Source organism: Prevotella sp. LMAG:51 (assembly GCF_008680225.1).
Taxonomy (GTDB): Bacteria; Bacteroidota; Bacteroidia; order Bacteroidales; family Bacteroidaceae; genus Prevotella; species Prevotella pectinovora.
Window position 1 is genome coordinate 1 of the sequence record NZ_NALQ01000003.1, and the last position, 24,826, is coordinate 24,826.

The 24,826-nt window shown below is 49.8% G+C and carries 21 protein-coding genes and 2 tRNA genes; 11 read left to right on the forward strand and 12 right to left on the reverse strand.

What is annotated here, in order from left to right:
• Window positions 1–134: 134 nt before the first annotated feature.
• Complete coding sequence (locus tag CCC32_RS00195; RefSeq protein ID WP_287071353.1) at window positions 135–422, reverse strand: hypothetical protein; 288 nt, start codon at window positions 420–422, stop codon at window positions 135–137.
• A gap of 215 nt (window positions 423–637) precedes the next feature.
• On the opposite strand from CCC32_RS00195, the gene CCC32_RS00200 reads away from it, so the two are divergent.
• The 10 genes from CCC32_RS00200 (at window position 638) to CCC32_RS00245 (ending at window position 11,712) form a co-directional block, all read left to right on the forward strand.
• On the forward strand, window positions 638–1,126 hold the full coding sequence (locus CCC32_RS00200; RefSeq protein WP_042520312.1) for a TlpA family protein disulfide reductase: 489 nt from the start codon (window positions 638–640) through the stop codon (window positions 1,124–1,126).
• Between the two features lie 134 nt (window positions 1,127–1,260).
• On the forward strand, window positions 1,261–2,976 hold the full coding sequence (locus tag CCC32_RS00205; protein ID WP_044072099.1) for a DUF6029 family protein: 1,716 nt from the start codon (window positions 1,261–1,263) through the stop codon (window positions 2,974–2,976).
• Window positions 2,977–2,981: 5 nt separating this feature from the next.
• Window positions 2,982–3,803, forward strand: coding sequence for an Omp28 family outer membrane lipoprotein (locus CCC32_RS00210; RefSeq protein ID WP_022316108.1), 822 nt, complete (start codon window positions 2,982–2,984; stop codon window positions 3,801–3,803).
• Window positions 3,804–3,912: 109 nt separating this feature from the next.
• A complete protein-coding gene (locus CCC32_RS00215; RefSeq protein ID WP_287071355.1) occupies window positions 3,913–4,602 on the forward strand; it encodes a hypothetical protein in 690 nt (229 codons plus the stop codon).
• Window positions 4,603–4,642: 40 nt separating this feature from the next.
• Window positions 4,643–6,604, forward strand: coding sequence for a hypothetical protein (locus CCC32_RS00220; RefSeq protein WP_287071356.1), 1,962 nt, complete (start codon window positions 4,643–4,645; stop codon window positions 6,602–6,604).
• Between the two features lie 489 nt (window positions 6,605–7,093).
• Window positions 7,094–7,169: transfer RNA gene (locus CCC32_RS00225), tRNA-Gly, on the forward strand.
• Window positions 7,170–7,175: 6 nt separating this feature from the next.
• Window positions 7,176–7,261, forward strand: a tRNA-Leu gene (locus CCC32_RS00230).
• A 60-nt stretch (window positions 7,262–7,321) separates the two neighbouring features.
• Window positions 7,322–9,001 carry a tetratricopeptide repeat protein gene (locus CCC32_RS00235; RefSeq protein ID WP_287071357.1) on the forward strand — a complete coding sequence of 560 codons (1,680 nt, stop codon included), beginning with the start codon at window positions 7,322–7,324 and terminating at the stop codon, window positions 8,999–9,001.
• 100 nt (window positions 9,002–9,101) lie between these two features.
• Entirely contained in the window at window positions 9,102–10,094 is a 993-nt protein-coding gene (locus CCC32_RS00240; protein ID WP_042520288.1) for a TlpA disulfide reductase family protein, read from the forward strand.
• 70 nt (window positions 10,095–10,164) lie between these two features.
• The gene (locus tag CCC32_RS00245; protein WP_042520287.1) at window positions 10,165–11,712 is read left to right on the forward strand and encodes a YifB family Mg chelatase-like AAA ATPase; all 1,548 of its coding nucleotides are present in this window, start codon (window positions 10,165–10,167) and stop codon (window positions 11,710–11,712) included.
• A gap of 84 nt (window positions 11,713–11,796) precedes the next feature.
• Here CCC32_RS00245 and CCC32_RS00250 read toward each other — a convergent pair whose 3' ends face one another.
• The 8 genes from CCC32_RS00250 to CCC32_RS00285 all read right to left on the reverse strand — a co-directional run bounded on the left by CCC32_RS00250 (window position 11,797) and on the right by CCC32_RS00285 (window position 20,033).
• On the reverse strand, window positions 11,797–12,576 hold the full coding sequence (locus CCC32_RS00250) for an SGNH/GDSL hydrolase family protein (protein WP_502705597.1): 780 nt from the start codon (window positions 12,574–12,576) through the stop codon (window positions 11,797–11,799).
• 526 nt (window positions 12,577–13,102) lie between these two features.
• Entirely contained in the window at window positions 13,103–14,593 is a 1,491-nt protein-coding gene (locus CCC32_RS00255) for a butyryl-CoA:acetate CoA transferase (protein WP_022317153.1), read from the reverse strand.
• Window positions 14,594–14,687: 94 nt separating this feature from the next.
• Complete coding sequence (locus CCC32_RS00260; RefSeq protein WP_052484681.1) at window positions 14,688–15,317, reverse strand: hypothetical protein; 630 nt, start codon at window positions 15,315–15,317, stop codon at window positions 14,688–14,690.
• Window positions 15,318–15,327: 10 nt separating this feature from the next.
• On the reverse strand, window positions 15,328–15,741 hold the full coding sequence (locus CCC32_RS00265; protein WP_022317155.1) for an SRPBCC family protein: 414 nt from the start codon (window positions 15,739–15,741) through the stop codon (window positions 15,328–15,330).
• The gene (pyrE, locus tag CCC32_RS00270) at window positions 15,738–16,373 is read right to left on the reverse strand and encodes an orotate phosphoribosyltransferase (protein ID WP_042520285.1); all 636 of its coding nucleotides are present in this window, start codon (window positions 16,371–16,373) and stop codon (window positions 15,738–15,740) included. Before pyrE ends, CCC32_RS00265 begins: the two co-directional genes overlap by 4 nt.
• A 168-nt stretch (window positions 16,374–16,541) precedes the next feature.
• On the reverse strand, window positions 16,542–17,492 hold the full coding sequence (locus CCC32_RS00275) for a M28 family peptidase (RefSeq protein WP_231560833.1): 951 nt from the start codon (window positions 17,490–17,492) through the stop codon (window positions 16,542–16,544).
• Between the two features lie 50 nt (window positions 17,493–17,542).
• Complete coding sequence (locus CCC32_RS00280; RefSeq protein ID WP_287071367.1) at window positions 17,543–19,339, reverse strand: membrane dipeptidase; 1,797 nt, start codon at window positions 19,337–19,339, stop codon at window positions 17,543–17,545.
• Window positions 19,340–19,508: 169 nt separating this feature from the next.
• Window positions 19,509–20,033, reverse strand: coding sequence for an Lrp/AsnC family transcriptional regulator (locus CCC32_RS00285; protein ID WP_022317159.1), 525 nt, complete (start codon window positions 20,031–20,033; stop codon window positions 19,509–19,511).
• Between the two features lie 530 nt (window positions 20,034–20,563).
• Here CCC32_RS00285 and CCC32_RS00290 point away from each other — a divergent pair.
• Complete coding sequence (locus CCC32_RS00290; protein ID WP_287071370.1) at window positions 20,564–21,262, forward strand: peptidylprolyl isomerase; 699 nt, start codon at window positions 20,564–20,566, stop codon at window positions 21,260–21,262.
• A 597-nt stretch (window positions 21,263–21,859) separates the two neighbouring features.
• Here the strand turns inward: CCC32_RS00290 and bamJ (CCC32_RS00295) are convergent.
• The 3 genes from bamJ (CCC32_RS00295) to bamJ (CCC32_RS00305) all read right to left on the reverse strand — a co-directional run bounded on the left by bamJ (CCC32_RS00295) (window position 21,860) and on the right by bamJ (CCC32_RS00305) (window position 24,603).
• Window positions 21,860–22,855, reverse strand: coding sequence for a BamJ family beta-barrel-assembly machinery protein (bamJ, locus tag CCC32_RS00295; RefSeq protein WP_022317162.1), 996 nt, complete (start codon window positions 22,853–22,855; stop codon window positions 21,860–21,862).
• 120 nt (window positions 22,856–22,975) lie between these two features.
• Complete coding sequence (bamJ, locus tag CCC32_RS00300; protein WP_022317163.1) at window positions 22,976–23,935, reverse strand: BamJ family beta-barrel-assembly machinery protein; 960 nt, start codon at window positions 23,933–23,935, stop codon at window positions 22,976–22,978.
• A gap of 62 nt (window positions 23,936–23,997) precedes the next feature.
• Entirely contained in the window at window positions 23,998–24,603 is a 606-nt protein-coding gene (bamJ, locus tag CCC32_RS00305; RefSeq protein ID WP_042520280.1) for a BamJ family beta-barrel-assembly machinery protein, read from the reverse strand.
• Window positions 24,604–24,826 lie beyond the last annotated feature (223 nt).

Genomic DNA, 24,826 nt, shown 5'->3' on the forward strand with positions numbered 1-24,826 from the left:
TATAGTATTGAATATAATTTTACAAATCATCAGCAATCACTGGATATACCATCGAGAATACGAATGGATATGCCATTGAGAATACGAAGCAGTCAAGTCTGTAATGATCAGTCCGTCTTGATTTATTGTAGTGTTTATATCCCCCTCACAATATATATCCTCCTCACAATATATATCCCCCACACAATATATATCCCCCACACAATATATATCCTCCTCACATTAATTATATACCCCACCTCTACATTATATATCCCCTTCACATTATATATTATATGTATGATTTCCTGTATTCTTTTATATTGATATAAAGAGCATGTTTCCCGACAATCAGCTATTTCCGTCAGGTGACCGATTTCGCGGTTAATGCCGACTTTAGCCATGTGTCTTCTTCCATTCAATGAAGATGCACTTATTGTCATGATAATAAGTGTATAAATATCACATAATAATGAAACAAACCCCGAAATTGCGTCATTTGTTAAATAATCGAGCCATTTTCTTTATTTTTCTTGTTTTTTATTTGGGAGTAAACAATATAAAAATTAATTTTGCCACGAAATACACAATACATGTTATTAATAATCGATTAAATATCATACTCATGAGAAAGAATTGTATATTGAATCTGAGCAAGATGAGCAAGAGTCTGCTCGTTTTGGCAATGCTCCTCTTCGCTGTTGTGGAGAACGCGAGCGCACAGCTTCCATCGTTCAAGCTGAAGAACATCGAGGGCAAGACAGTTGACACCTCTACTCTCAGCAACGACGGAAAACCGTTTATCATCTCATTCTTTGCCACATGGTGCAAGCCATGTAACCGTGAGCTCAGCGCTATCGGCGAGGTTTACGAGGACTGGGTGGCAGAGACTGGCGTGAAGCTCTATGCTGTTTCCATCGACAAGGCACAGAACGCCAACAAGGTGAAGCCTCTCGTTAACCAGCACGGATGGCCATACGAGGTACTCCTCGACTCCAACAGCGAGTTCCGCAAGTCGTTCGGTGGCGAGATGATTCCATTCGTTATCATCTGCGACGGTGAAGGCAAGGTGGTGTTCAAGCACAACGGCTACACCGAGGGTGCCGAGCAGGAGCTGATAGAGAAGGTGAGAGAACTCATCAAGTAATAAAGAAATTTCATAAGCATTATGTTATGGAAGGGATTTCCATGGCATGATGCTTTTAATCCTTTTTTTTGATAATGGCAGAAGCCTGGGCGCTTCTTCTATATACCTTATTAACTTATAAAAGACAATCTCAAATGAGACCAATTCTATTTTTCTCACTCGCAGCAGCCCTCGCCGCCACGACAACAGCGACGGCACAGGAGAACAACGACGACAAGTTCGTTGTAAGCGGTAGTATCCAGAGCGATGTCATCATTCCTCAGGAGGATACCGAAATCGGGGCAAAGAAATACAACGAGTGGGCTCTTACTAATACCTATGCCGATATTGCGGCACGTAGCAACCACCTCGATGCCGGACTCCGTTTCGAGTTCACAAAGCATCCGCTGCCAGGTTATGCCGACACAGACAAGAGCTTCAAGGGATGGGGCGTGCCAAACTTCTATATCAAGACACACTTCGACAAATTCGACCTTACGCTCGGTACTTTTTATGAGCAGTTCGGTTCGGGCTTCATCCTCCGCACATACGAGGAGAGAAGTCTCGGTATCGACAACTCGCTGCTCGGAGGCAAGCTCGTGCTGCGCCCTGCAAAGGGTGTTCAGATCAAGGCACTCTCAGGAAAGCAGCGCCACTACTGGAAGTGGAACGACGCATGGGTGACAGGCGGTGACCTGGAGCTCAGCCTCGACCAGTGGTTCCGTGGCTTCCAGGAGAATAATACATACCTCACACTCGGTGCATCGTGGGTGAACAAGTATGAGTCTGCCGACGAAGACAATGTGATGGTGCCCGGAGCTTCATACAAGCTCAAGTTCCCGTCAACGGTAAACGCATTCGACGTGCGTGCCAACCTGCAGACCGGCGATTTCTCATTCCTCGCTGAATATGCGTGGAAGACCCAGGACCCATCATTCGAGAACAAGTATGTCTACCGTACCGGCCGCGTAGGAATGCTCTCTGCTTCTTACTCACGCAATGGATTCAGCGTGCTGGCTCAGGCAAAGCGTTCTGACAACATGGGATTCCGCAGCGCACGCAGCGTGACAGGACTCTCGTCGAACATTAACAACCTGCCTGCATTCACAATGGAGCAGACATACACCCTCGCAGCTCTCTATCCTTATGCCACACGCTCCGACGGCGAGTGGGCTTTCCAGGGAGAAATCGGATACAAGTTCAAGGGCAGATACGCTCCAAGCTTCAAGCTCAACTATTCTCACGTGTTCGACATCGACAAGAACTTCAGCAAGGGTCCTCACTATGACGGATACGGATATGGCTCAAATGGTTATGGTTCGGCATTCTGGAAGATAGGCAAGTCGTTCTACCGCGACTTCAACATCCAGTATGAGCAGAAGTACAGCCGTGACTTCAAGCTCAACTTCATGTATATGAACCAGTATTACAACAACGACGTGCTCACGGCAATCGAGCGTGAAGACGGTGCACACGTCGGCGACGTGCTCAACCACATCTTCATCGCTGACGCTAAGTGGAAGATGACTCGCAAGATGACTCTCCGCGGTGAGGCTCAGTATATGAAGTCTTCTGACGGCAAGGACTATCAGATCTTCAAGTGGAACTCAAACGGCGCACAGGGCGACTGGATCAGCGGACTGCTCGAGCTCTCTGTACTTCCTAACTGGATGTTCACTGTATCTGACCTCTACAATGCCGGTGAGACAAAGCACCACTATTATATGGGATCCGTGACATTCAACTATGGTGCACATCGCCTGCAGGTGGGTTACGGACGTACACGCGCCGGATTCAACTGTACTGGTGGCGTCTGCCGCTATGTGCCAGCAAGCAAGGGCGTAACATTGTCGTATAACTATAACTTCTAAATCTCATGAAACTAAAGAATATTCTATATAGCTCGGCAGTAGTTGCCGTTGCGGCTCTCTTCACGGCATGTTCTGACATCGACGAGAACGAGCGCTTCGAATACGTTAAGCCTGCATCAGTAAACCGTGCCGTGCTCATCGAGGACTTCACAGGCCAGAACTGTGTTTACTGCCCTAACGGAACTGAAATCATCGAAGGTCTCCTCAAGCAGTATGGCGAGGATCACATCATCGCTGTTGGTATGCACAGCGGTCCGCTCGGATTCAAGGGCAGCAAGAAATATGTAGGTCTCAAGACCGACATCGCTGATACATACTATAACGCATGGGGCGTGACAACACAGCCTACTGCTACTATCAACCGTTCTGTAGTGCTCTCCGACTATACCAAGTGGGGAGCAGCCGTGGCTATTGAGCTGCAGAAGGAAGCCAAGCTTTCGCTCAACTTGACAAATACTTACGACGAGGCTTCTCGTCAGCTCACTATCAACGTTGAGGCTTACGGCACAGACGGCAACACCGACGGCAAGCTCACCGTATGGCTGCTCGAAGACGGCGTGAAGGCTTATCAGAAGGACCAGAGCGGATATAACTACGACTATATCCACAACCACGTGTTCCGTGCCAACGTTACCGCTGACGCATGGGGTGATGCAATCTCCGTGAAAGAGGGTGTGAAAAGCGAGAAGAGCTACACCTACACTCTGCCGGAGGAATGGAATGCCGATAACGTCAGTGTAGTGGCTTTCGTAAACGGTGCCGACAACCACAACGTGGAGCAGGTGACCAAGAAGGCAATCAAGCCACAGTCATTGTTGACAAAGTAATTTATCCTCAGGGAGTCCGGAAATTCCGGACTTCCATATATGCTTTGAGCCGACAGGTCGCTCGGGGCGCATCAAATACAAAACCGATTAAAATCAAAAAAAGAAAAATATGAAATCATTAAAGACCCTTTTGTTGGCTGGTTTGAGCCTCATGGCTTTCACTACAGTCTATGCGCAGGAGGAAGATGAGGTGGAGACAGACCTCACTACCCTGCAGTTCGTTGACGCTGACGGCAATGTAATCGCTGACGGCGCAACCGTAAACTTTGCTCCTACAGATCCAGAGGAGACCCCTGGAGGCTTTGAAATCAAGCCTGGAATCTTTGTAGAGAATCTTACAGACGAGCCGGTGTATACAGCTGCACAGGTTAATATTACTGCAATAAGCAGTGGTTCTTTGAGTTGCTGCTTCCCTATGAACTGCTATAATAAGTCTGAGCCTGAAGAATTTACAACCAATCCTTCAGAGCCTATCCAGGCAAAGGCAAAGCACAGTCTCAATACAGAATGGTATGCTGAGGCATATGGTTCTTGCACTGCTTCTTTCCAGTTGAAGATCTATGAGGAGGCACTTGCTCCGGGTCAGTTTGTTCCTACCAAGGTCCTCAGAGCCAACGGTCCTAAGATCACTGTAAACTTCATCTACAATGACCCAGCAAGCATTAACGGCGTTTCCAACGACGGTGCGAAGGCAGTAGCATTCTACAATGCAAACGGTCAGCAGATCAACAACCTGCAGAAGGGCTTGAACTTCATCAAGTATTCTAACGGCAAGACAGTGAAGACTGTTATAAAATAATCATCCGGAAATATTCAATAACAATTAAATTTAATAGAACATGAAAAAAGTTTTACTTTCTATGGTTGCTCTTCTCATGTCTACATTCACTTTCGCACAGGTGAATGGAGCATTGAAGCTGGAGCGCAACACCGCACCTGCAAAGGTGGCTGTCAAGGCATCGCCAAGAAAAGCCCTTGCTGACGGTCAGCGTTATCTCGGTTATTACTCATCAGACAATTTCGGTCAGTCTGGTTTGGGTATCGCTAATTTAGGAGCTTATGAGAGATGTAAGGCAGTCACAGCAATGAGTGCTGATTTCCTCAAGCCTTTCGTGGGTATGAAGGTTGTAGGTATCAGATATGCCGTCCTGGCTTCTAACTTGGTATCTAAAGTGATGCTCGGTGATTGTGAGTTCACAAGCCAGGGCGTAGGATTTGGCGATGAGGTCCTCTTGAGCAAGGACGTTACTTCTTCAAATGCGGGCTGGAACACAGTGATGTTCGATGCTCCTTACACTATTCCTGCCAACACCGCTCTCTACGCAGGATTCCAGTACAACCAGAAGGCTGATAAGCAGGGTGGTTATTTCACAAGTGAGTGCTATCCTCTCTCTCTCATCAACGAGGGCGTAACAGGAAATCCTCTTTATATTTATACCGACGTTCCAGCAAATAAAGGCGGTAACGGTGAGGGATGGTATAACTTCGGCTCTGACTTCGGTAACATCTGTATTCAGCTCATCGTTGAGGGACAGCCGGCTGGCAACTTCCTCTCTCCAGTTCAGTTGGATGAATTCCAGACTGTAGTAGGCAAGACAAAGAACGTTGAGGTTCTCTTCCAGAATGTATGCAACGGCTCTCTGAGCAGCTACTCTTATACATATACTCAGAATGGTGTCACATCTGCAGAGCAGACTGTTGATCTCGCAGCAAACACTATTGAGACTATCGTGAAGATTCCTGTTCAGATTGAAGGCGCTGCCGCTCCTGGCAAATACGATTTCACTCTGAACATCACAAAGGTGAACAATGTTGAGAACGCTGCTGCCGTTACTTCTATCAAGAGCAAGAACGAGACAATGGCAAAGGATTTCAAGCCTGTTGTAGTTATGGAGGAATACACAGGTTCTACATGTCAGTTCTGCCCACGTGGTATTGTTGGTATGGAGAAGGCTGCCAAGACCTTCGGCGACCAGTTCATCGGTATCGGTATCCACCAGTATGACCGCTCAGACCCAATGTACACAGCTAACTGGGCTAACCTCAGTTGGCAGGGTGCTCCTGGTTGCAAACTCAACCGCAACGGAAGCCAGATAGACCCATATTATGGTTCAGAGACAAACATCTGCGACGATATCGCAGCTCTTCTCACCAAGATTCCTGCAGCTTCACTTACTGTAAAGGGTGAGTGGGGTGCTGAAGATGACGGTACTATCAACGCAACAGCCACTGTTGAGGCACAGACTGAAAAGGAATACCAGCTCGTATTCGCTGTTACAGCAGACAACGTGAAGGGCGAGGGCAATCTCTGGTCACAGACAAACGGCTTCTCAAAGAAGGCAGGCCAGTTCACATACGAGTCTCTCCCAGAGGATATGCAGTTCCTTTACAACGAGCCAATCTACTACTATCCCGCATTCAACGAAGTGCTCGTAGCAAGCTCTTATGTTCGTACACTCAACAAGTGTGCTAACGTCAAGGTTCCTGCAGAGGGTACAGTGGATGGTACATACCAGCTCCAGATGCCTGTTACAAACAAGACTCTCCTGCCGGCTATCGACAAGGACCAGCTCAACATCATCGCTTTCGTTATCGATCCAACTACAAAGAAGATCGTCAACGGTGCCAAGGCTAAGCTCCCGACATGGGTAACAGCAGTGAAGGGTGTTAAGACCAATGATGTAAACGCTGTTGAGGTAGCTCGCTACACAATGGACGGACGTCAGGTTTCTGCTCCTGTAAAGGGCATCAACCTCGTGAAGATGTCTGACGGCACAACACAGAAAGTGCTCGTAAAGTAATATCGCAGAGATAAAAATCTCCTTTATAGATAATATGGAGTTGTGAAGGCGGTACGCCGTCGGAGCAACTCCATATTTTTGTCTTCATAAAGCATTTACCATAGACGGTTAATGACCGTTTGGGAATTGTCCAATCCGTTGCCCACGTCTATTTATCGTATTGTCAATGGTTTCCGAGTTGAAACTTGCGAAAGTTAAGTGACTTTATTGAATAATGGGTTAAACCCAAAACGGTCATTAGGACGTTTTACTTTATTTTTTTATGACTGCTTGCAGTCTTTTGCTTTTTATAAGGTGTCTTTTGTCCGTTTTTAATTCGCAATAGCTCGCTATTACTCATTAAAAGCCAAACAAAATCCACTCTTCTAAAAAATCAAAATCCAAGCAAGCCCTAATGGCCGATTTGGGTTAAAATCTCTAAATAAGCAGGGGTAATGCGATTAGTTTTTTGTGTATTTCGATAAATACCTATATCTTTGCAAGGCTTTTGCGGAAATAGCTCAGTTGGTAGAGCACAACCTTGCCAAGGTTGGGGTCGCGGGTCCGAGTCCCGTTTTCCGCTCCAGAAGATGCCGCAATGGTGGAATTGGTAGACACGAGGGACTTAAAATCCCTTGGCCAGGAATGGCCGTGCGGGTTCGAGTCCCGCTCGCGGCACATATTTAATATCACATTTAGCGTTATAATTATAAAACTTTTCTTTATATCTTTATCAGTATGCAAAAGAATGTAGTATTGTTCATGTCAGCAGCAGCGTTACTCGCGCTTTCTTCATGTTCATCTAAATTAGGTGCATTGAGCGCTGACAATTTTAGTGTTAATCCCAACCCGCTCGAAACAGAAGCAGGTAAGGTGCCAACAACAATCAACGGCAAATTCCCGGAAAAGTATATGAAGAAGAAGGCTGTTGTTACCGTAACTCCAGAGCTGCGCTATGCCGACGGCAAGACAGCAAAGGGCAACGGAGCTACTTTCCAGGGAGAGAAAGTGGCAGGCAACAACCAGACAATCCAGTATAAGGTTGGTGGAAACTACACAATGAACACCAGCTTCGACTACGTGCCGGAGATGCAGAAGAGCGACCTCTATCTCATCTTCGACGCTTACGTAGGCAAGAAGAAAGTAAACGTGCCTGAAGTTAAGGTAGCCACAGGCGTTATCTCAACATCAGAGTTCTACAAGAAGACACTCGCCAGCGACGGTGCCTGCATCGCCCCAGACTCATTCCAGAGAGTGAAGGCTCAGAAGCAGGAGGCAGAAATCAAGTTCCTCATCAACCAGGCTAACCTGCGCAAGAGCGAGATGAAGAACAACTCAGTGAAGGAGTTCGTTCAGATGCTCAAGAAGATCAACCGCGACAAAGAGGGACTCAACATCAAGAACGTGGAAGTTGCAGCTTACGCTTCTCCAGAGGGTGGCGTGAAGTTCAACGACAAGCTCGCAAGCAAGCGTCAGAACACATCAGAGAAGTATGTCAAGCAGACTCTGAAGAAGACAAAGGTGAACACCGATGTGGATGCAAGATATACAGCACAGGACTGGGACGGATTCCAGAAGCTTGTTGCAGCGTCTAACCTCCAGGACAAGGACGTAATCCTCCGCGTGCTCTCTATGTATCAGGACCCACAGGAGCGCGAGCAGCAGATCAGAAACATGTCTGCCGGTTTCCGTGAGCTCGCTGACGGTATCCTGCCGGAGTTGCGCCGTTCACGTCTCATCATCAACTACGAGACAATCGGACGCAGCGACGACCAGATCAAGGAGCAGTACAATGCTGACCCAACCAAGCTCAGCGCCGACGAGCTTCTCTATGCTGCAGCTCTTGAGGACAACGCTGACAAGAAGGAGGCTATCTACAAGAAGACAGCAGAGATCTATCCTAACGACAACAGAGCATTCAACAACGTTGCCGCTCTGGAGTTTGCAAAGGGTAACAACGACGCTGCCAAGGAATATCTCGCAAAGGCTGTAAACGCAAAGAGCGACGCTGCCGAGGCTAATGCCAACAAGGGTCTTGTAGCTCTGCTCGAGGGTAACACCGCAGAGGCACAGAACCACATCGCCAAGGCTACCGGCGCCAACGACCTGAACAAGGCTCTCGGTGCTCTCAACATCGCCAACGGCAAATATGCACAGGCTGAGCAGAACTTCAACGGTGTGAACAGCAACACCGCTGCTTTGGCACAGATTCTGAACAAGAACTATGCTGGCGCTATCTCTACTCTCAACGGAGTGAAGAACAAGACTGGCGTGACAGACTACCTGCTCGCTATCGCCAACGCACGTCAGGGCAACAACGATGCTGCTTCTTCATATCTGAAGAGCGCGCTGCAGAAGGATCCAAGCCTGGCTTCATACGCAGCAAACGACCTCGAGCTGATCAATGTCAGCAAGTAAGGTCATCGCTATGACAATATAATAAACTGATCATACACAGAGGAGGATGTAAGCAACATATCGTTTGTCTACACCCTCCTCTTTTTTTTATTCCAAGAAAATGAAACGCATACTCTATTTCTTCATCACCATCATGGCGATAGCCTTCACTGCCTGTTCCGGCAGAAAGGGATACTTCACCATTGAGGGTCGCTTCCTAAACATGAACCAGGGAGAACTCTATGTGTATAGCAACGACGGACTGACAAACGGCATCGACACCATAAAGGTGAACGGCGGACGATTCTCCCTCGACATTCCATGCAAGAGGAAGGGAACGCTGATGATCGTCTTCCCCAACTTCTCAGAGCAGCCCGTCTTTGCCGAACCCGGCAAGAGCGTAGACATAAAGGCGGACGCCTCACACCTGAAGCAGATGACAACCACCGGCACAAAGGACAACGAGCTGATGAGCGACTTCAGACAGGCGGTGGCATCTGCAAGTCCGCCAGAAACGGTGAAGATGGCAGAGACCTTCATCAAAGACAATCCGAAGTCGCAGGTGGCAATATATCTGATGAACAAATATTTCGTATGCAGCGGAAACACCGAATACGTGAAGAAAGCCAAGGAGCTGCTTCCGTTGATAAACCAGCCTGACAACGGCGGACTCGTGAGGATGCAGCGCAACATCGACATGCTGCTCGCCTCATGCAAGGGAAACATGCTGCCGGCATTCAATGCCACTACGACCGACGGCAATTCCGTGAGCAATGCCACATTCAGAGGCAAGACAACGATAATATTCACATGGGCTTCGTGGAGCTTCGAGAGCGAGAACATGATGCGCCGTGTGAACACTGTCATCAACAACGCCGGCGGCAGCGTGGCTGCCCTGGGCATCAATGTAGATGCCAGCGCCAAGATATGCAGCAGGGTGATGAAGAACGAATCGCTGACTTATCCGTCGGTATGCGACGAACAGCTTTTTGAAAGCAAGCTTCTCTCGAAACTCGGACTGCATGCCGTGCCCGATAACATCATCGTGGGGGCCGACGGCAAGGTGGTGGCACGCAGCGTGCCGATAGACGAGATAGAACGTTATCTCAGATAATGCATAGCCCCCGATAGGCATACAACAGAATAGACATAAATACACTCACTACCCATAAACCAGAAGACTAATGCTCGTAAAGACATACAGCGCCGCCGTGAACGGACTTGAGGTGACCACAGTGACGGTAGAGATAAGCCTCACCAGAGGAATCATGTTCCACCTGTCAGGACTCGCCGATACGGCGGTGAAGGAAAGCCACGACCGCATCGTTGCGGCATTGCTCAACAACGGATACAAATTCCCCGTTGCCGACATCACGGTGAACATGGCTCCCGCCGACCTTCGCAAGGAGGGCAGTGGCTACGACCTGCCATTGGCGATAGGTATCCTTGCCGCCATGGAGAAGGTGGAGACGGAGAATCTCGACAAATACATGTTTGTCGGAGAACTTGGTCTCGACGGCAGGCTGCAGCCCGTACGCGGTGCCCTGCCCATAGCCATCCGTGCCAGGAAAGAGCAGTTCAAGGCTCTCATCGTGCCGCGCCAGAACATCCGTGAGGCGGCGGTGGTGAACAATATCGACGTGTATGGCATGGACAGTCTTGCCGATGTAATCGCTTTCATCAACGGCACGGCAGAATTTGAACCAACGAGGATTGACACGAGGCGCGAATTCTACGAACAGCAGTCTAATTTCGATCTCGATTTCGCCGACGTGCGCGGACAGGAGAACGTGAAGCGTGCCATGGAAGTGGCTGCCGCCGGCGGTCACAACATGGTGATGATAGGTCCGCCGGGAAGCGGAAAGTCGATGATGGCAAAGCGTCTGCCCTCTATCCTCCCTCCGCTCTCGCTTGCCGAGAGCTTGGAGACCACACAGATACACTCCGTGGCAGGAAAGCTCGGCAAAGGGATGTCGCTCATCTCGCAGCGCCCCTTCCGGTCGCCCCATCACACTATATCCCAGGTCGCCCTCGTTGGCGGTGGCATGAATCCGCAGCCGGGAGAGATATCTCTCGCTCACAACGGTGTGCTCTTTGCCGACGAGCTGCCGGAGTTCAACAAGGCAACGCTCGAGGTGTTGCGTCAGCCGCTCGAAGACCGCAAGATAACGATAGCCCGTTCGAAATACACCATAGAATATCCCTGCTCATTCATGTTCGTGGCGAGCATGAACCCCTGTCCGTGCGGATATTTCAACGACCCCACACACCATTGTGTCTGCACCCCCGGTCAGATACAGCGATATATGAACAAGATCAGCGGTCCGCTTCTCGACCGCATCGACATCCAGGTGGAAATCACTCCCGTGCCCTTCAAGGATATCTCCAAGGCACAGCCCGGCGAACCGAGTTCTGCCATCCGCGACCGTGTCATCAAGGCGCGCCACCGTCAGGAAGAGCGTTTCAAGGATATTCCTGGCGTATATTGCAACGCACAGATGACCGAGCGCATGATACACCAGTATGCCGAACCCGACGAGACAGGCATCAACCTCCTGCGTATGGCGATGGAGCGTCTGAATTTGTCAGCCCGTGCATACAACCGTATTCTGAAAGTAGCCCGTACCATCGCCGACCTTGAAGGATGTGAAAACGTGCAGTCAGACCATCTCGCCGAAGCCATCAGCTACCGCAACCTCGACCGCAGCGACTGGGCGGAGAGAGGACTGTGATTGAGGGTTCCGTAGATTGTAGTGTGGAAAGTCGTTAGCAAGTAGTTTAACCCCAAATGGCCTAATGACCGTTTGGGGTTTATGTCAGAACACCGGTAGGGTGGCGAGCTGATACATCAGCGTTAGAGCCATGCGGCGATGTCCCTCGTTGTTGGGATGCAGACGGTCGGTATCTTTGTTGTTGAAAAATTCAGCCTGTTCGTCCATCAAAGGATAGAGTCCGGATAGGGCGTTCATGTCGATTACCGGAAGGCTCCAGATGTTGCCGGCCTCCTTCACCGACTCCACGTAGCTGCTCACATATTCACCACATTTGTTGCGATATTCCTCCGTAGGCTGCCAGTTGGTGTCTTTCAGATAGAATCCCGCACGGTGTATCGGAGTCACCAGAACCACCTGTTTGCCGGGGAACATCCTCTTCACCTTGTCAAGCGCTATGTTTATCCTTCCGCAATAAGTGGAATCCGTCATGCACATCCTCTTGCGCATTCTCTTCACCATGTGTTTCTGCTCGTGAATGCCAGCCATCACCTCCTCTTCCTGTTCGGTGAACCATTCTCCGACAGGTACCCCGGCATTGAAGTCGTTGGTGCCGATGAAAATCAGTATGGCGTCGAACTCGTTGCCATGCTCCGCCTTGAGCTTGTCAGCCTGTCGCGGAATGTCGTTCCATTGCCGTCCGCTCACGGCATATACGTATGGCGTGATGCCGAGCCATTCCTGCAGCAGACTCCAGTATTTCCTGTTTGCCGCCTTGTGGTTAGGGTCGGTGATGGAATCTCCGAAATATGCCACCCGTTTCCCCTTCCATGGATGGCATCCCCATGAAGGACCTGCTCCTGTAGCGGATTGCGTGACAAACATCCCGGCAGAAGTGTTTCCGGGTGTTTCTACGCCGTTCTCCTTTGCTTGTGTGGTAGTCACAGCCGTTGCCAACAACAACGCCGTGAGAGTAGAATTTAGTATATTCATTTGTTTTTGGATATTCGTTTGCCCCAATCGGCTTGGTCTCCGATTTGGGGATAACCCCCAATCGGCCATTAGGCCGTTTGTTGTTTTTTTATATACTGCTTGCAGGCTTTTGTTTTTTATAAGGTGTCTTTTGCCTGTTTTTAATTCGCAATAGCTCGCTATTACTCATTAAAAGCCAAACAAAATCCACTCTTCTAAAAATACAAAATCCAGGCAAGCCCTAATAACCGATTTGGGGATATAAGCAAATGAGCCTGAGTCCATATCCGAACCCAGACTCATAAGTATTGTTTTAACCCAAATCGGTCATTAGACCGTTTTTTTGTATTTATTTAAATTGCTTGCAGTCTTTTGCCTTTTAAGAGCAAAATCCAAGCAAGCTCTGACTACCGGTTTTGGGTTAAATAAGCTTCTTCCATTACATCTCCGTCAGATGCATGTCGCCCTTTTCAGCCAGTGCGATATGCATGGCGAAGGCCTTTCCGAGGTTGTGGCGTGTCTGTCCCATCTGTGCATGCTCAAGGTAAGCACGCAGGATAGGTCTGTAGTCAGGATGCGCACAGTTTTCTATTATGAGATGCGCACGCTCTATCGGACTCTTGCCACGCAGGTCGGCAACGCCCTGCTCCGTGACGATCACGTTCACGTCGTGTTCAGAGTGGTCCTGATGGCTCACCATCGGCACTATGCTGCTTATCAAGCCACCCTTTGCCGTTGACGGACAGGTGAAGATGCTGATGTATGCGTTGCGTTCGAAGTCGCCGCTTCCGCCGATACCGTTCATCATCTTAGTTCCGCTGATGTGTGTAGAGTTAGCATTGCCGTAGATGTCCACCTCGATGGCAGTGTTGATGGCAATCACACCCAGTCGGCGTATCACCTCAGGCGAGTTTGATATCTCACTTGGGCGGAGCGTGATGTGGTCTTTCAGATAGTTCATGTTGTCGTAAACCTGCTTCAGACACTCGTTAGACACCGTGAGCGAGCAAGACGATGCGTCTTTCACTCTGCCCTCAAGCATCATCTCCACCACGCTGTCCTGCATCACTTCAGTGTATACATTGAAGTCAGGCACCTCCTTGTGCTTGCCCAGTGCGCCGAGGATGGCGTTTGCCGTGCTTCCCACACCGCTCTGCAGCGGGAGGAATGTTGAAGGAATGATGCCACGCTTCATGTCGTTTACGAGGAATTCAGCCACGTTGTGTCCTATCTGGTCAGTAATAGGGTCGCTGTCCTTGAAGGCACGTGCCTCGTCGGGGAGGTCACACTCCACTACGCCCACAATCTTCTTGGCGTCGATTTCCACGTATGGCTTGCCGATGCGGTCGCCCACGTTGATGATAGGTATAGGCTGGCGCATTGGCGGATCGAGCGGCTCATATACGTCGTGCATGAACTTGGCGTCCTTGCTGTGGAAGGAGTTCAGTTCCAGAATCACGTGCTTTGCCATTCTCGCTACGGTAGGGCTGATGCCACCTGCCGATGTGAGATACGCCTTGCAGGTGTCTGTACCCTCCTCGATGTCGCACACTTCGAGGATAGCCCAGTCTATGTCACCATAGAATCCGTAGCGCAGCTCCTGTGCCATCTGGCTCAGGTGTATGTCGTTGTAGGATATCTCTCCCTTGTTCACGCTCTTGCGGAACGAAGGGTTTGTGGTATATGGTGCACGGTATTTTATGGCGTGTGCCTCGGTGAGCACACCGTCGGTGCTCTCTCCTGTAGATGCTCCAGTGAATATATTAACCTTGAACTCCCTGCCGGCTTCATGCTCGGCAGTGGCGATTGCAGCCAGTTCTCTCGTTACCGCCTTTGCCGAACCGGCAGGCGTGAATCCGCTCATTCCCAGCGTGTCGCCGTTTTTGATTAATGCGGCTGCGTCGGCCGCCGTCATACGTGTGTAAGCCATATAATACTTTTTTTAATGGTTAATATTTTTTCCCCGATCCGGCAATGAGGTCAATCAGGGAAAGCCCTAATTACCGATTCGGGTTAAGGCCAAGTCAGTTGTTCACAGTCAGAATGCCAAACGTGCCGGTGGTATTGCCGCGGTATTCTATCATTCCGCGTCCTTTGTCGCCTTTGATGAGAATTCCTCCGCTGTTCATGTCATACACCCTGTGGCAGTATCGGCAAGTCGCCGTGCCGTCGGTATTCATCGTCAGGGCATAGCGAGTCAGTCCCGAACTCTCATAGCAGTTGCGGCACTGGCTGTCGTAGGCATAGAATTTTCCCGTCTGGTTTCCGAATCCCACGATGATGGCATTGTATATGCCTATCGTCCATTGTGCCTTCTGGTCTATCGCCGTCAGCATTCCGTAGCTCGGTTCGCTGTTTTGGTTGGTCTCAAACTTGAACCGTGTCTTGCCGTCTCTTGATATCCTGCAGAACACACCCGGCGACATGGCGTTCATCGCGCTGCCAAGAGTCATGTTCTGCATCGTGGAGTTGTTGATGACGAGGTGACACGGATAGTTGCTGTATTCCGAGTCGGCACAGGCAGACAGCAGCATGACTGCCGCTCCGGCATAGAGCGTCAGCCGCTGTCTGTGGCATGGGCAGTGGGCAATGATGCCGTGGAGCATCTCTGCCACTTTACCCCTTATGATTTTCTTTTCCCAGAGCTTGTTCATTGGTGTGAAATCAGCTGTTGTATGGTATCATTGCCAACACGTCGGCAATCTTTTCCAGTCCCTCCTGCAGCGGCTTCGACACCATTCCCTTGATAAAGGGGTTGATGTCGGCCTTTATGGTGAGACGCATCTTGCATGCCTCGTCGCCCTCAGGCACCACCTGTATCCACAGGTTGGCGGCAATCGGAGAGTTTGTGGTGGCAAACTTGATGCATTTGGGCTCTTCCCTCTCCACGATTTTCATCGCCACGCTTCCCATCGGAGCACTGATGCTCAGGCTGTCGCGGTCGAAGGAGAGGTCCTTTATCTTGTCCTCAGGCAGTTTGTCGCGCACTTTCTCCAGATTGCTCAGGTCGCTGAGCATGGCATATACGGCGGTCTGAGGGTATGGGATATGCTTGATGCTGCTTTCAAACTTGCTCATAACTTCATCCAGTTAGCAGGGTCCTTGCGCCATTCGTTGAGCACTTCCACATGCTCTGGCTTGATATATCCTGTCTCCTTTGCCTGCTCCACCACGTGGTCGTAGTCGGTCAGTGTGATGAGCTTCACTCCAGCCTCTTCGAAAGCCTTCTTTGCCACGTCGAAGCCGTAGGTGTAAGAAGCTACCATTCCTACCACTTCGCAGCAGTTCTTGCGTATTGCCTCTACAGCCTTCAGCGATGAACCGCCGGTAGAGATGAGGTCTTCCACTACCACTACCTTCATGCCAGGTTTTAGCTCGCCCTCGATGAGGTTCTCCAGTCCGTGATCCTTTGGTTTGCTGCGCACGTAAACGAACGGCAGGTTGAGCTCGTCAGCCACGAGAGCACCCTGTGCGATGGCGCCGGTAGCCACACCGGCCACGGCCTCTGCCTCAGGGAAGTTCTCGAGCACGGCGTGCACGAGTTCCAGTTTCACGTAGTTGCGGAGGTCCGGATAAGACAGAGTCTTGCGGTTGTCGCAATAGAAAGGAGATTTCCAGCCAGAAGCCCAAGTGAATGGATTCTCTGGTTGCAACTTGATAGCCTTAACCTTCATGAGTCTAGAGGCAAATTCTTTTTTCAGTAAGTCCATGATTATTTCGTTTTTAGTTATGATACTGTTTATTTCTTTTATTCCGATTATTCCTTTATGGTATTGCACTCCTTGTCTTCAGGGCCTTGATGCCCTTTGTCTTCAGAGTATGGAAACTCTTTGTCTTTTAGAGCAATGATACCATTTGTTCCCTGTGTGTTATACCCTTTATTTCTCTGAGAACAGCACCTGTATCACCGTCTGTCCCACAGCCTTGAGTGAGTTCTTGTCGATGTTGTCCATCGTGTCGGTCACGGTGTGCCATGTGGGTCCGAATGAACTTTGCTGGCAGTTTGGATAATATGCGATGATGTCGATGGTGGGTATTCTCGCCTTTTCGTTCACCGGTCCGTGGTCGTCGGTGATGTATCCGCCTTCCGCCTTTGGGAACAGCGACTCATATCCTGCCACTTCAGCAGCCTTCCACACTTTGTCCACGATGTTCAGGGCGTATTGCTTCGAGAATCCCTCCTGGTAGAAGCGTGCTCCAGTGCCTCCCACCATGTCGAGCAGGATGCCGAAGCGAGCCTCATATCCCGGTTTGTGCGGATTCTCAGCCCAATACTGTGCACCGAGAGCCCAGGAGTCACCGTTGGTGTCTTGGTCGTCGCTCCACTGTGGCACTCCCCAGTCTTCGGCATCGAAGCATACGAAGTCCACTCCCATCTGCAGCGAGTCTGCCTTCTGTATCAGGCGCGCCACTTCGAGCATCACCGCCACGCCGCTCGCAGCGTCGTTGGCACCCATCACCGGTTTGCGCCAGTTAGTGCTGTCGGGGTCGTTGTCAGCCCATGGTCTGCAGTCCCAGTGGGCGCAGAGCAGTATTCTTGTGGTCAGCTCTGGCTTGTAGCTCGCTATGATGTTGGTGCTCTTGAGCACCGTGCCGTCGAAAGCCTTCAGGTCAGCCTTCTGCTCCGTCACCGTGCATCCGTATTCCCTGAATTTCGCCGCTATCCATTCGCCGCACTTGTCGTGAGCTTCGCTGTTCATCGTTCGTGGTCCGAACTCACACTGTTTTGCACAGAAGGCATAAGCCGAGTCTGCATTGAATGTAGGTCCCACCATGGTCATCGTCTCCGTTTCGGCATCAGCCTTTTTGCTGCTTTTGCATGATGCCATAGTGAGTAGCATTGCCGCCATGGGCAGCAAGATATGTGTTAATCTGAGTTTCATTGTATTCTGCTTTTTTGCACCTCAGCCATCACCCTGAGCCAGTTGCCGCCCCATATCTTTTCTATGTCGGCATGAGAGTAGCGTCGTCTGAGCAGTTGGATGGTGAAGTTTATGAGTTCCGAAGAGTCGGCGATGCCGCAGACCCCTCCGTCGCCGTCGAAGTCTGTTCCTATTCCCACGCTGTCGATGCCCATTATGTCGATGGCATGTTCCAAATGGTCTATTGCGTCGATGATGCTCGCCTCCTGTTCGTCGTTTCTTAGAAATCCGTTGTATAGAGTTATCTGCGCCACGCCACCCTTTCTCGCCAGTGCTTCGAGCTGGTCGTCGGTGAGGTTTCGCGGTACGTCACACAGAGCCTTGCTGTTGCTGTGGCTGCATACTATCGGTGTGGCGCTGATGTCGAGGGCATCGTAGAAGCTCTGTTCGCCGGCATGACTGAGGTCCACCATCAGTCCGCAGCGGTTCATCTCCCTTATCACCTGCTCTCCCAGCTGGCTCACTCCGCCGTGAGTGTTCTCCGTGCGTCGTGCGCTGTCGCAGATGTCGTTGTCGCCGTTGTGACACAGAGTGATATACACCACTCCTCGCTTTGCGAAATGCTCCACGTTGCGTATGTCGCCGTTCAGCGCCAGTCCGTTCTCTATGCCGAGCATTATGGATTTGCGTCCGTTGCGCTTGTCGGCATACAGGTCAGCCGGAGTCCTTGCTATCGACACGAACTTGCCGTTTGCCCTCACTATGTCTTCAATCTTGTCGAAGATGAGGTCGGCATATTCCGTTGGTGTCTGTGCCGGCAGCGGTGCTATCTCGGCGAATGTGTCTCCCGGTTTTGGCTGTGGCAGATATGCCGCCATTGTCACGGCGCTTTGTCTGCCGTCTGTCATCTTGTGCAGGTCAACGAGGATGCGGCTGTCTCTCCAGTCGAAGTGTATTCCTTGTGGGAAGAACATCGGTGTGTCGCAATGCGAGTCGATTGTCATCACCTTGTCGTGCAGTTCCTTTGCCTCGTTGAATTCAGCGGCACGTTCCACGAGCCATCTGAAGAGCGGCAGTCCGTCGTCGCCGAGCCATTCCGGATGCCATTGCACTCCGAGGATGCTCTTGTGTTCGCTGCTCTCCACAGCCTCTATCACCCCGTCTTCTGCCCATGCCGACGTCTCCATCCTCCTGCCGCAGCTGCCCACGGCCTGGTGGTGGAATGAATTCACGTAGATGCGCTCCCTCTGGTATATGTCGTAGAGCACGGTTCCCGGTTCTATCCTCACCGAGTGAGTCGGTTCGCCGCGCCATTCCGCATCCTGGTCGTGTTTCACCCTTGTCTGGGTCTTCCTTTCGGCATTGTCGGTTCTGCAGGAGTCGATGTCCTGTCTCACCTTTCCTCCCAGTGCCATGGCGAGTGTCTGTATGCCGCGGCAGATGCCGAGCATCGGAATCTGTCTGTTGTAAGCCAGTTCCACGGTGAGCAGTTCCGGCAGGTCGCGGTGTGAGTTTATGCCATGCAGTTGCGGCACCGGCTCCTCTCCACACCAGAGCGGATTGAAGTCGCCGCCGCCGGAGAGCAGCAGTCCGTCGATAGAATCAAGGGTGTTTATTATCACGTCGGTGTCATCGACGGGAGGTATGATTACGGGCACACCGCCAGCCCTCACCACAGCCATATAGTATGGCTCGGCGAGTGTAGCGTTTCCGTTTGCAAAGTTTCCGGTGATTCCTATCACCGGTTTTTTCCGTCCTTCAGGATATCTCTTGTATATCCCATTAAGGCGCGACTGGAAATCAAATGGTTCCACGTCTTGAAAGTGTTTTTTTTAGTTGACAAGTAGACGAGTAGATTACTCCTTTTTACTAGACATGTAGACGAGTAGACAAGGAAATTACCACTTCTTGTCTGTTAACCACTCTTCAGTTTGTCAATCCAATCTCCTCGTCAACTTGTCAACTTGTTAACTTGTCAACTCGTTAATCAATATCATCCTCAACAGATTGAGCCTTGGCTCTTCTGCGAGGTCCCACCTCTCCGAGATCTTTCGGTGCGATAGGAATCTCTCTCTTGATGCTCTGCTCCAGAGAGATGAGCGTCTCTGTAGACACCACTCCCGGAATCTCCTGCATCTGGTTGTTGAGCAGGTCCATGAGCTGTCCGTTGTCCTTGGCATAGAGCTTCACGAGCATTGTGTAAGGACCGGTGGTGAAGTGGCACTCCACGATTTCCGGAATATGCTCCAGCTGCTCCACAACAGCCTTATACATGCTACCCTTCTGAAGGGTGATACCCACATAAGTACAGGTAGAGAAACCGAGGCTCTTCGGGTCAACGTCGAATTTGCTGCCCGTTATTACTCCGTCCTCTGTCAGATGCTGCACACGCTGATGGATGGCTGCACGTGAAACGTTACATTCTGCCGCTACGTCTTTGAACGGCATTCTTGCATTTTTAGAAAGGATACTAAGTATCTTTTTGTCAAGTCTGTCTATCTTTTCCATAAGAATAAATTACTATTTGGTTCTAATATTATGTTTTATCTTAAAAATGTGCTTTCTATATGGCATTTATAGCATTTTTTACAACATTTGAGCTATTTGCTATTTACCAATAAGCAAAATTAGTGGTTTTTTATAAACCGCACAACATTTTGGCGGTTAAAATTAGTTTTTTTGCAACAAATTGGTTGTTTCCCTTCATTTTCCTTTAGGTTCGGCTAATTATTAGCCAATATCGCCTTGTCTCCGCTTTTTTCCCTCTTGATATATGATAAGGTGAACATTATGGTCGATACAGGAGGCGACGTTGCCTTGTAATCCAAAAATAATGACGAATACCTCGGCTATTTGGGAAAAAGGTGTAACTTTGTGGTCGCGGATTATGAAGGATAAGTAAAAACCGGCAAAATGCGCCTTATCAAAACGAAAGACTGCAAGCGGTTTAAATAAGACTCCGTTAAAGGTCTAATTACTGTTTTATCCCTCATAGTCGGTCATTGACATTCGAAACTTTAAATAATACCTATTGATATATGAAAAATATTCTATTGATTATTTCGCTGTTTGCGATTTGTGTCGGCATCAAGGGCCAGAATGTGAAGGATGATGTGCGTCCGGAGGTGCTCATCGAGACTACGATGGGAAATATACGGGTGGAACTGTATAACGAGACACCGCTTCATCGTGACAATTTTCTGAAACTCATCAGAGAGGACCATTTCTATGACTCGCTACTGTTTCATCGTGTGATACCCGATTTCATGATCCAGGGCGGCGACCCTTCCAGCAAGAATGCTCCCAAGGGGGCAATGCTCGGCGAGCATTCACTGGGCTACACCTTGCCGGCCGAGATCCGTTTGCCTCAGATTTTCCATAAGCGCGGTGCGTTGGCGGCAGCCCGCGAACCCGATGATGTCAATCCGAAGCATGAGTCGAGCAGTACGCAGTTTTATATCGTCTACGGCAGACGGCAGGGCGAGAAGGGACTGCAGCGGGGACGTGAGAATCTGGAAAAACTCTTCGGCGACAGTATCAGGATGACGAAGGAGATGGAGGATGTGTATACCACCGTGGGCGGCACGCCACATCTTGATGGAGCCTATACGGTGTTCGGTCAGGTGGTAGAAGGTATGGATGTGGTTGACCGCATCCAGCACGTTGAGCGTGATGCCAACGACAGACCGCTGGAGGATGTAAGGATTATCCGTGCCACGATATTGAGGGACAAGTAATACAAGTTGACGAGGAGACAAGTTGATGAGTTGACAAGGAGATTCGCCTTTTAAACCTTGCAAACAATGATTGTCAGGTTTGGATATGTCCAAGAGCGTATGGAGGTTAGACAAGAGCCATGATATGATTTGAGACAAAAACCGGGATAAAACTAAGGTTGGTGAGGATATTCAAAACCAAGACCCATTATAACCTCAAACCCATCCTAACCTTCCCAAAGAGAAGGAACAAGTTACTATGCCAATCATTTCAGCCAATGAACTTCAGCCCCCACCTAACCTCCCCCGTAGGGGAGGGACAGTTACCATTGGCAGTATGATTATTGCCTGTTGTAAACGTAAGTTTGCACCACTATAACTATCAGAGTATCAATGGTTTATCGAAGACAGCGGTAACTGTCCCTCCCCTACGGGGGAGGTTAGGTGGGGGCTGATGACAATAACTTGAGAAACTTCCTTGTTCCCTCGTCATATAAATTATACAATAGAAGAGGGCGTGTCATTGCGACACGCCCTCTTCACATTACTTCTTTTATTGGTGTATGGAATTTATCCCCAACCGTTTGTTTGGGTTTATCCCCAACCGTTTGCCTGGGATTATTTCTTCTTGGCCTTTGGAGTAGCCTTCATAGTTATACCCTTCTTGGCAGTAGCCTTCTTAGTAGCGGTCTTCTCCTCGACCTTTACCTCAGCCTTTGGCTTCTCGATGTCTACAAGCTCAACGGTGAAGATGAGAGCCTCATAAGGCTTGATGTTGCGGCCGGAACCCCTCTCGCCATAAGCAAGGTCGTAAGGGATGTAGATTTCCCACTTGCTGCCTACAGGCATCAGCTGCAGAGCCTCTGTCCAGCCCTTGATCACCTGGTTCAGACCGAACGTGGTAGTCTGTGGGTTGCGCTTGTAGCTGCTGTCAAACACCTTTCCGTCGATGCTCTTGCCTTCGTATTTCACGGTCACGCGGTCTGTAGCCTTTGGCTTCTCGCCCTTGCCTTCAGTGATGACCTTATACTGCAGTCCGTTGGGCAGAGTCACCACACCCTGCTTCTTTGCGTTCTCGGCGAGGAAATCCTCACCCTTCTTCTTTGTAGCCTTCTCCATACACTCCTTGTTTGCCTTCTCAGCCTCAGTCATGTAAGCCTGTGCCACAGAGTCTGAGAGCAAGCTGTCGTCCTTCAGCAGCGATGCGATGAATCCCTTGTTGAAGAGCTCGGAGTTGATAGAGTCCTTATATTCCTTGAACTGCTCCTTGCGGTAAGGCAGCATTCCCTGCTCCACCATGAGAGCAATCTGCTGTCCTGCAGCGTAAGCCTGAACCTTAGGGTCGTTGATGTTCTTATACATGTCGTTGAAACCGCGAGCCACTTCGGCGATGTCCTTCTCCTCCACATTGTATTTCTGCTTCAGGAATGGCAGCAGTCCGTTTGTCTGTGCCTTTCCGGCAGCATAGCTCAGCGAGTCAGAAGAAGTGGCGAGTTTCACCACCTCCACTGTTTCAACAGTTTTCTTCTTCTTGTCCTTTTTCTTAGCGGCGAAAGCCGTTGTAGTGAGGCTGCCCGCCAGGATGGCGAGTGCTAAGAATAATGATTTTTTCATTGTTGTATTTTATTTTTTAGTTGACGAGTTGACGAGTTAACAAGTTGACAAGGAGACGAGTTGACAAAGAGATTTTCTTTGCCCTTTACTCGTCTACTTGTCCACTTGTTTTATTCTTGTTTATCGGTTCTGCTGTGCTTTCATTGCAGCCTCAATCTGGGCGCGCTGCTCAGGTGTGAGCTGCTGTCCTGCAGGCTGTGCCTTTCCCTTCTCTGTGCTGATGAGCTCTATCTTGAAGATGAGAGTAGAGAATGGCTTTATCTTGCCGCCGGTGTCACGTGTGCCGTAAGCCTGCTCTTGAGGAATCATAACCTCCCAAACGCTACCTACAGGCATGTGTGTAAGAGCCTCTGTGAATCCCGGTATAACCTGGTTTACAAAGAATTCAGCAGGAATTTTCTGGCCGAAGTTGCCGTCGAACACCTTTCCGTCGATAGTCTTTCCTTCATACATGATCTTTACAGAAGAGTTAGCTCCAGGAATCTCTCCCTTGCCCTCCTTGATCACCTTGTAGCAAACGCCCTTTCCGAGCTTCTTCACGTCGGCACCCTTTGCATATTTGGCAGCGAAAGCCTCGTTCTGCTTCTTGTATGCACCGTATTTCTCCTCCAGAGCCTTGTTCTTTATCTCGGTCATCTTTCTCTGTGTCACATCCTGTGCCTTGTTCATAGTCATGATGCCGCCCTTGCCTGTTGTTCCGCTGATGAAACCGGCCATGAAGTTCTTCAGAGAGATGGTCTTTGTGGAGTCTTCGCCGAAGAGCTCGTGGTTGATGCCCCTCACCAGCTGGTTGCTGAGCTGTTGGCCAATCTGTATACCGGCATAGTATGCGGCCTTCTTCTTGTCGTCGCCGGCATTGGCACCCTCGTTGAGGCCCTTTATGAATTCGTCGATATATGCTGTGTCAACGCCAAGGTTGCTCACGAGATAGTCTTTCAGTCCGTTAGACTGAGCCATACCGATAGCGTAGCTCAGTGAGTCAACGTCGTTCTTCAAATCGGCCTTTGGAGTTGACTTTCCACAAGAGGCCAGACCTGCGGCTACTACAGCTGCCGCAGCAAACAATGTAATTTTTTTCATCGTCGTATTATAATTGTTATAGTTTTCTTTCTTGTCCTTTTCCTTATGCGATAAGGTCTTCCTTACATCACCTCGAGCAGTTCAACGTCGAAGATGAGCGTTGCGAATGGAGGGATAGAACCGCCTGCTCCGCTCTCGCCGTAAGCGAGGATATAAGGGATATAGAAACGATACTTCGCGCCCTCCTGCATGAGCTGCAGACCTTCTGTCCATCCCGGAATCACCTGGTTGAGCGGGAACACCGCCGGTTCGTTGCGCTTGTAGCTGCTGTCAAACACCTGTCCGTTGATGAGAGTTCCCTCGTAGTGGCATTTCACCTGGTCGGTAGCCTTAGGCTTTTTGCCGTTGCCCTCTCTCAGCACCTCATACTGCAGACCGCTCTTGAGAGTCACCACACCCTCCTTCTTGCCGTTCTCGGCGAGGAATTTCTCTCCCTCAGCCTTTGCAGCCTTTCCCTGCTCGGCGCGGATGGCGTTGATGCGCTCCTCCTGCTGGCGGAAATACTCCTGAACGATTGTCTGTGCGTCCTTGTGTGGAACCTTCAGTACGTTACCGTTGATGACGTCTTTGATAGCGTCGGCGAAATCGTCGATGTTAAGGTCCGACGCACCCATCTGTGCCAACTGCTGGCCGATGCCCAAACCGAGGGCGTAGCTTACTTTGTCCATTTGCTTATGTATAATATTTATTGTTTATATTCCTGAATATGTATGCGTATGCGCTGTGCGCCACAATACATTCCAGATGCTGAAACACCGCTGATTATCACGGTGCTTCAGCATCAAAAGCGCACAAAGGTACTATTTTTATCTGACTAAGTATGTTGTATTAAAGAAAAAATGCTAATTTTGTGCATTCTTAATTTATTTTGAGCCTCCTTTAGTGCGGCTC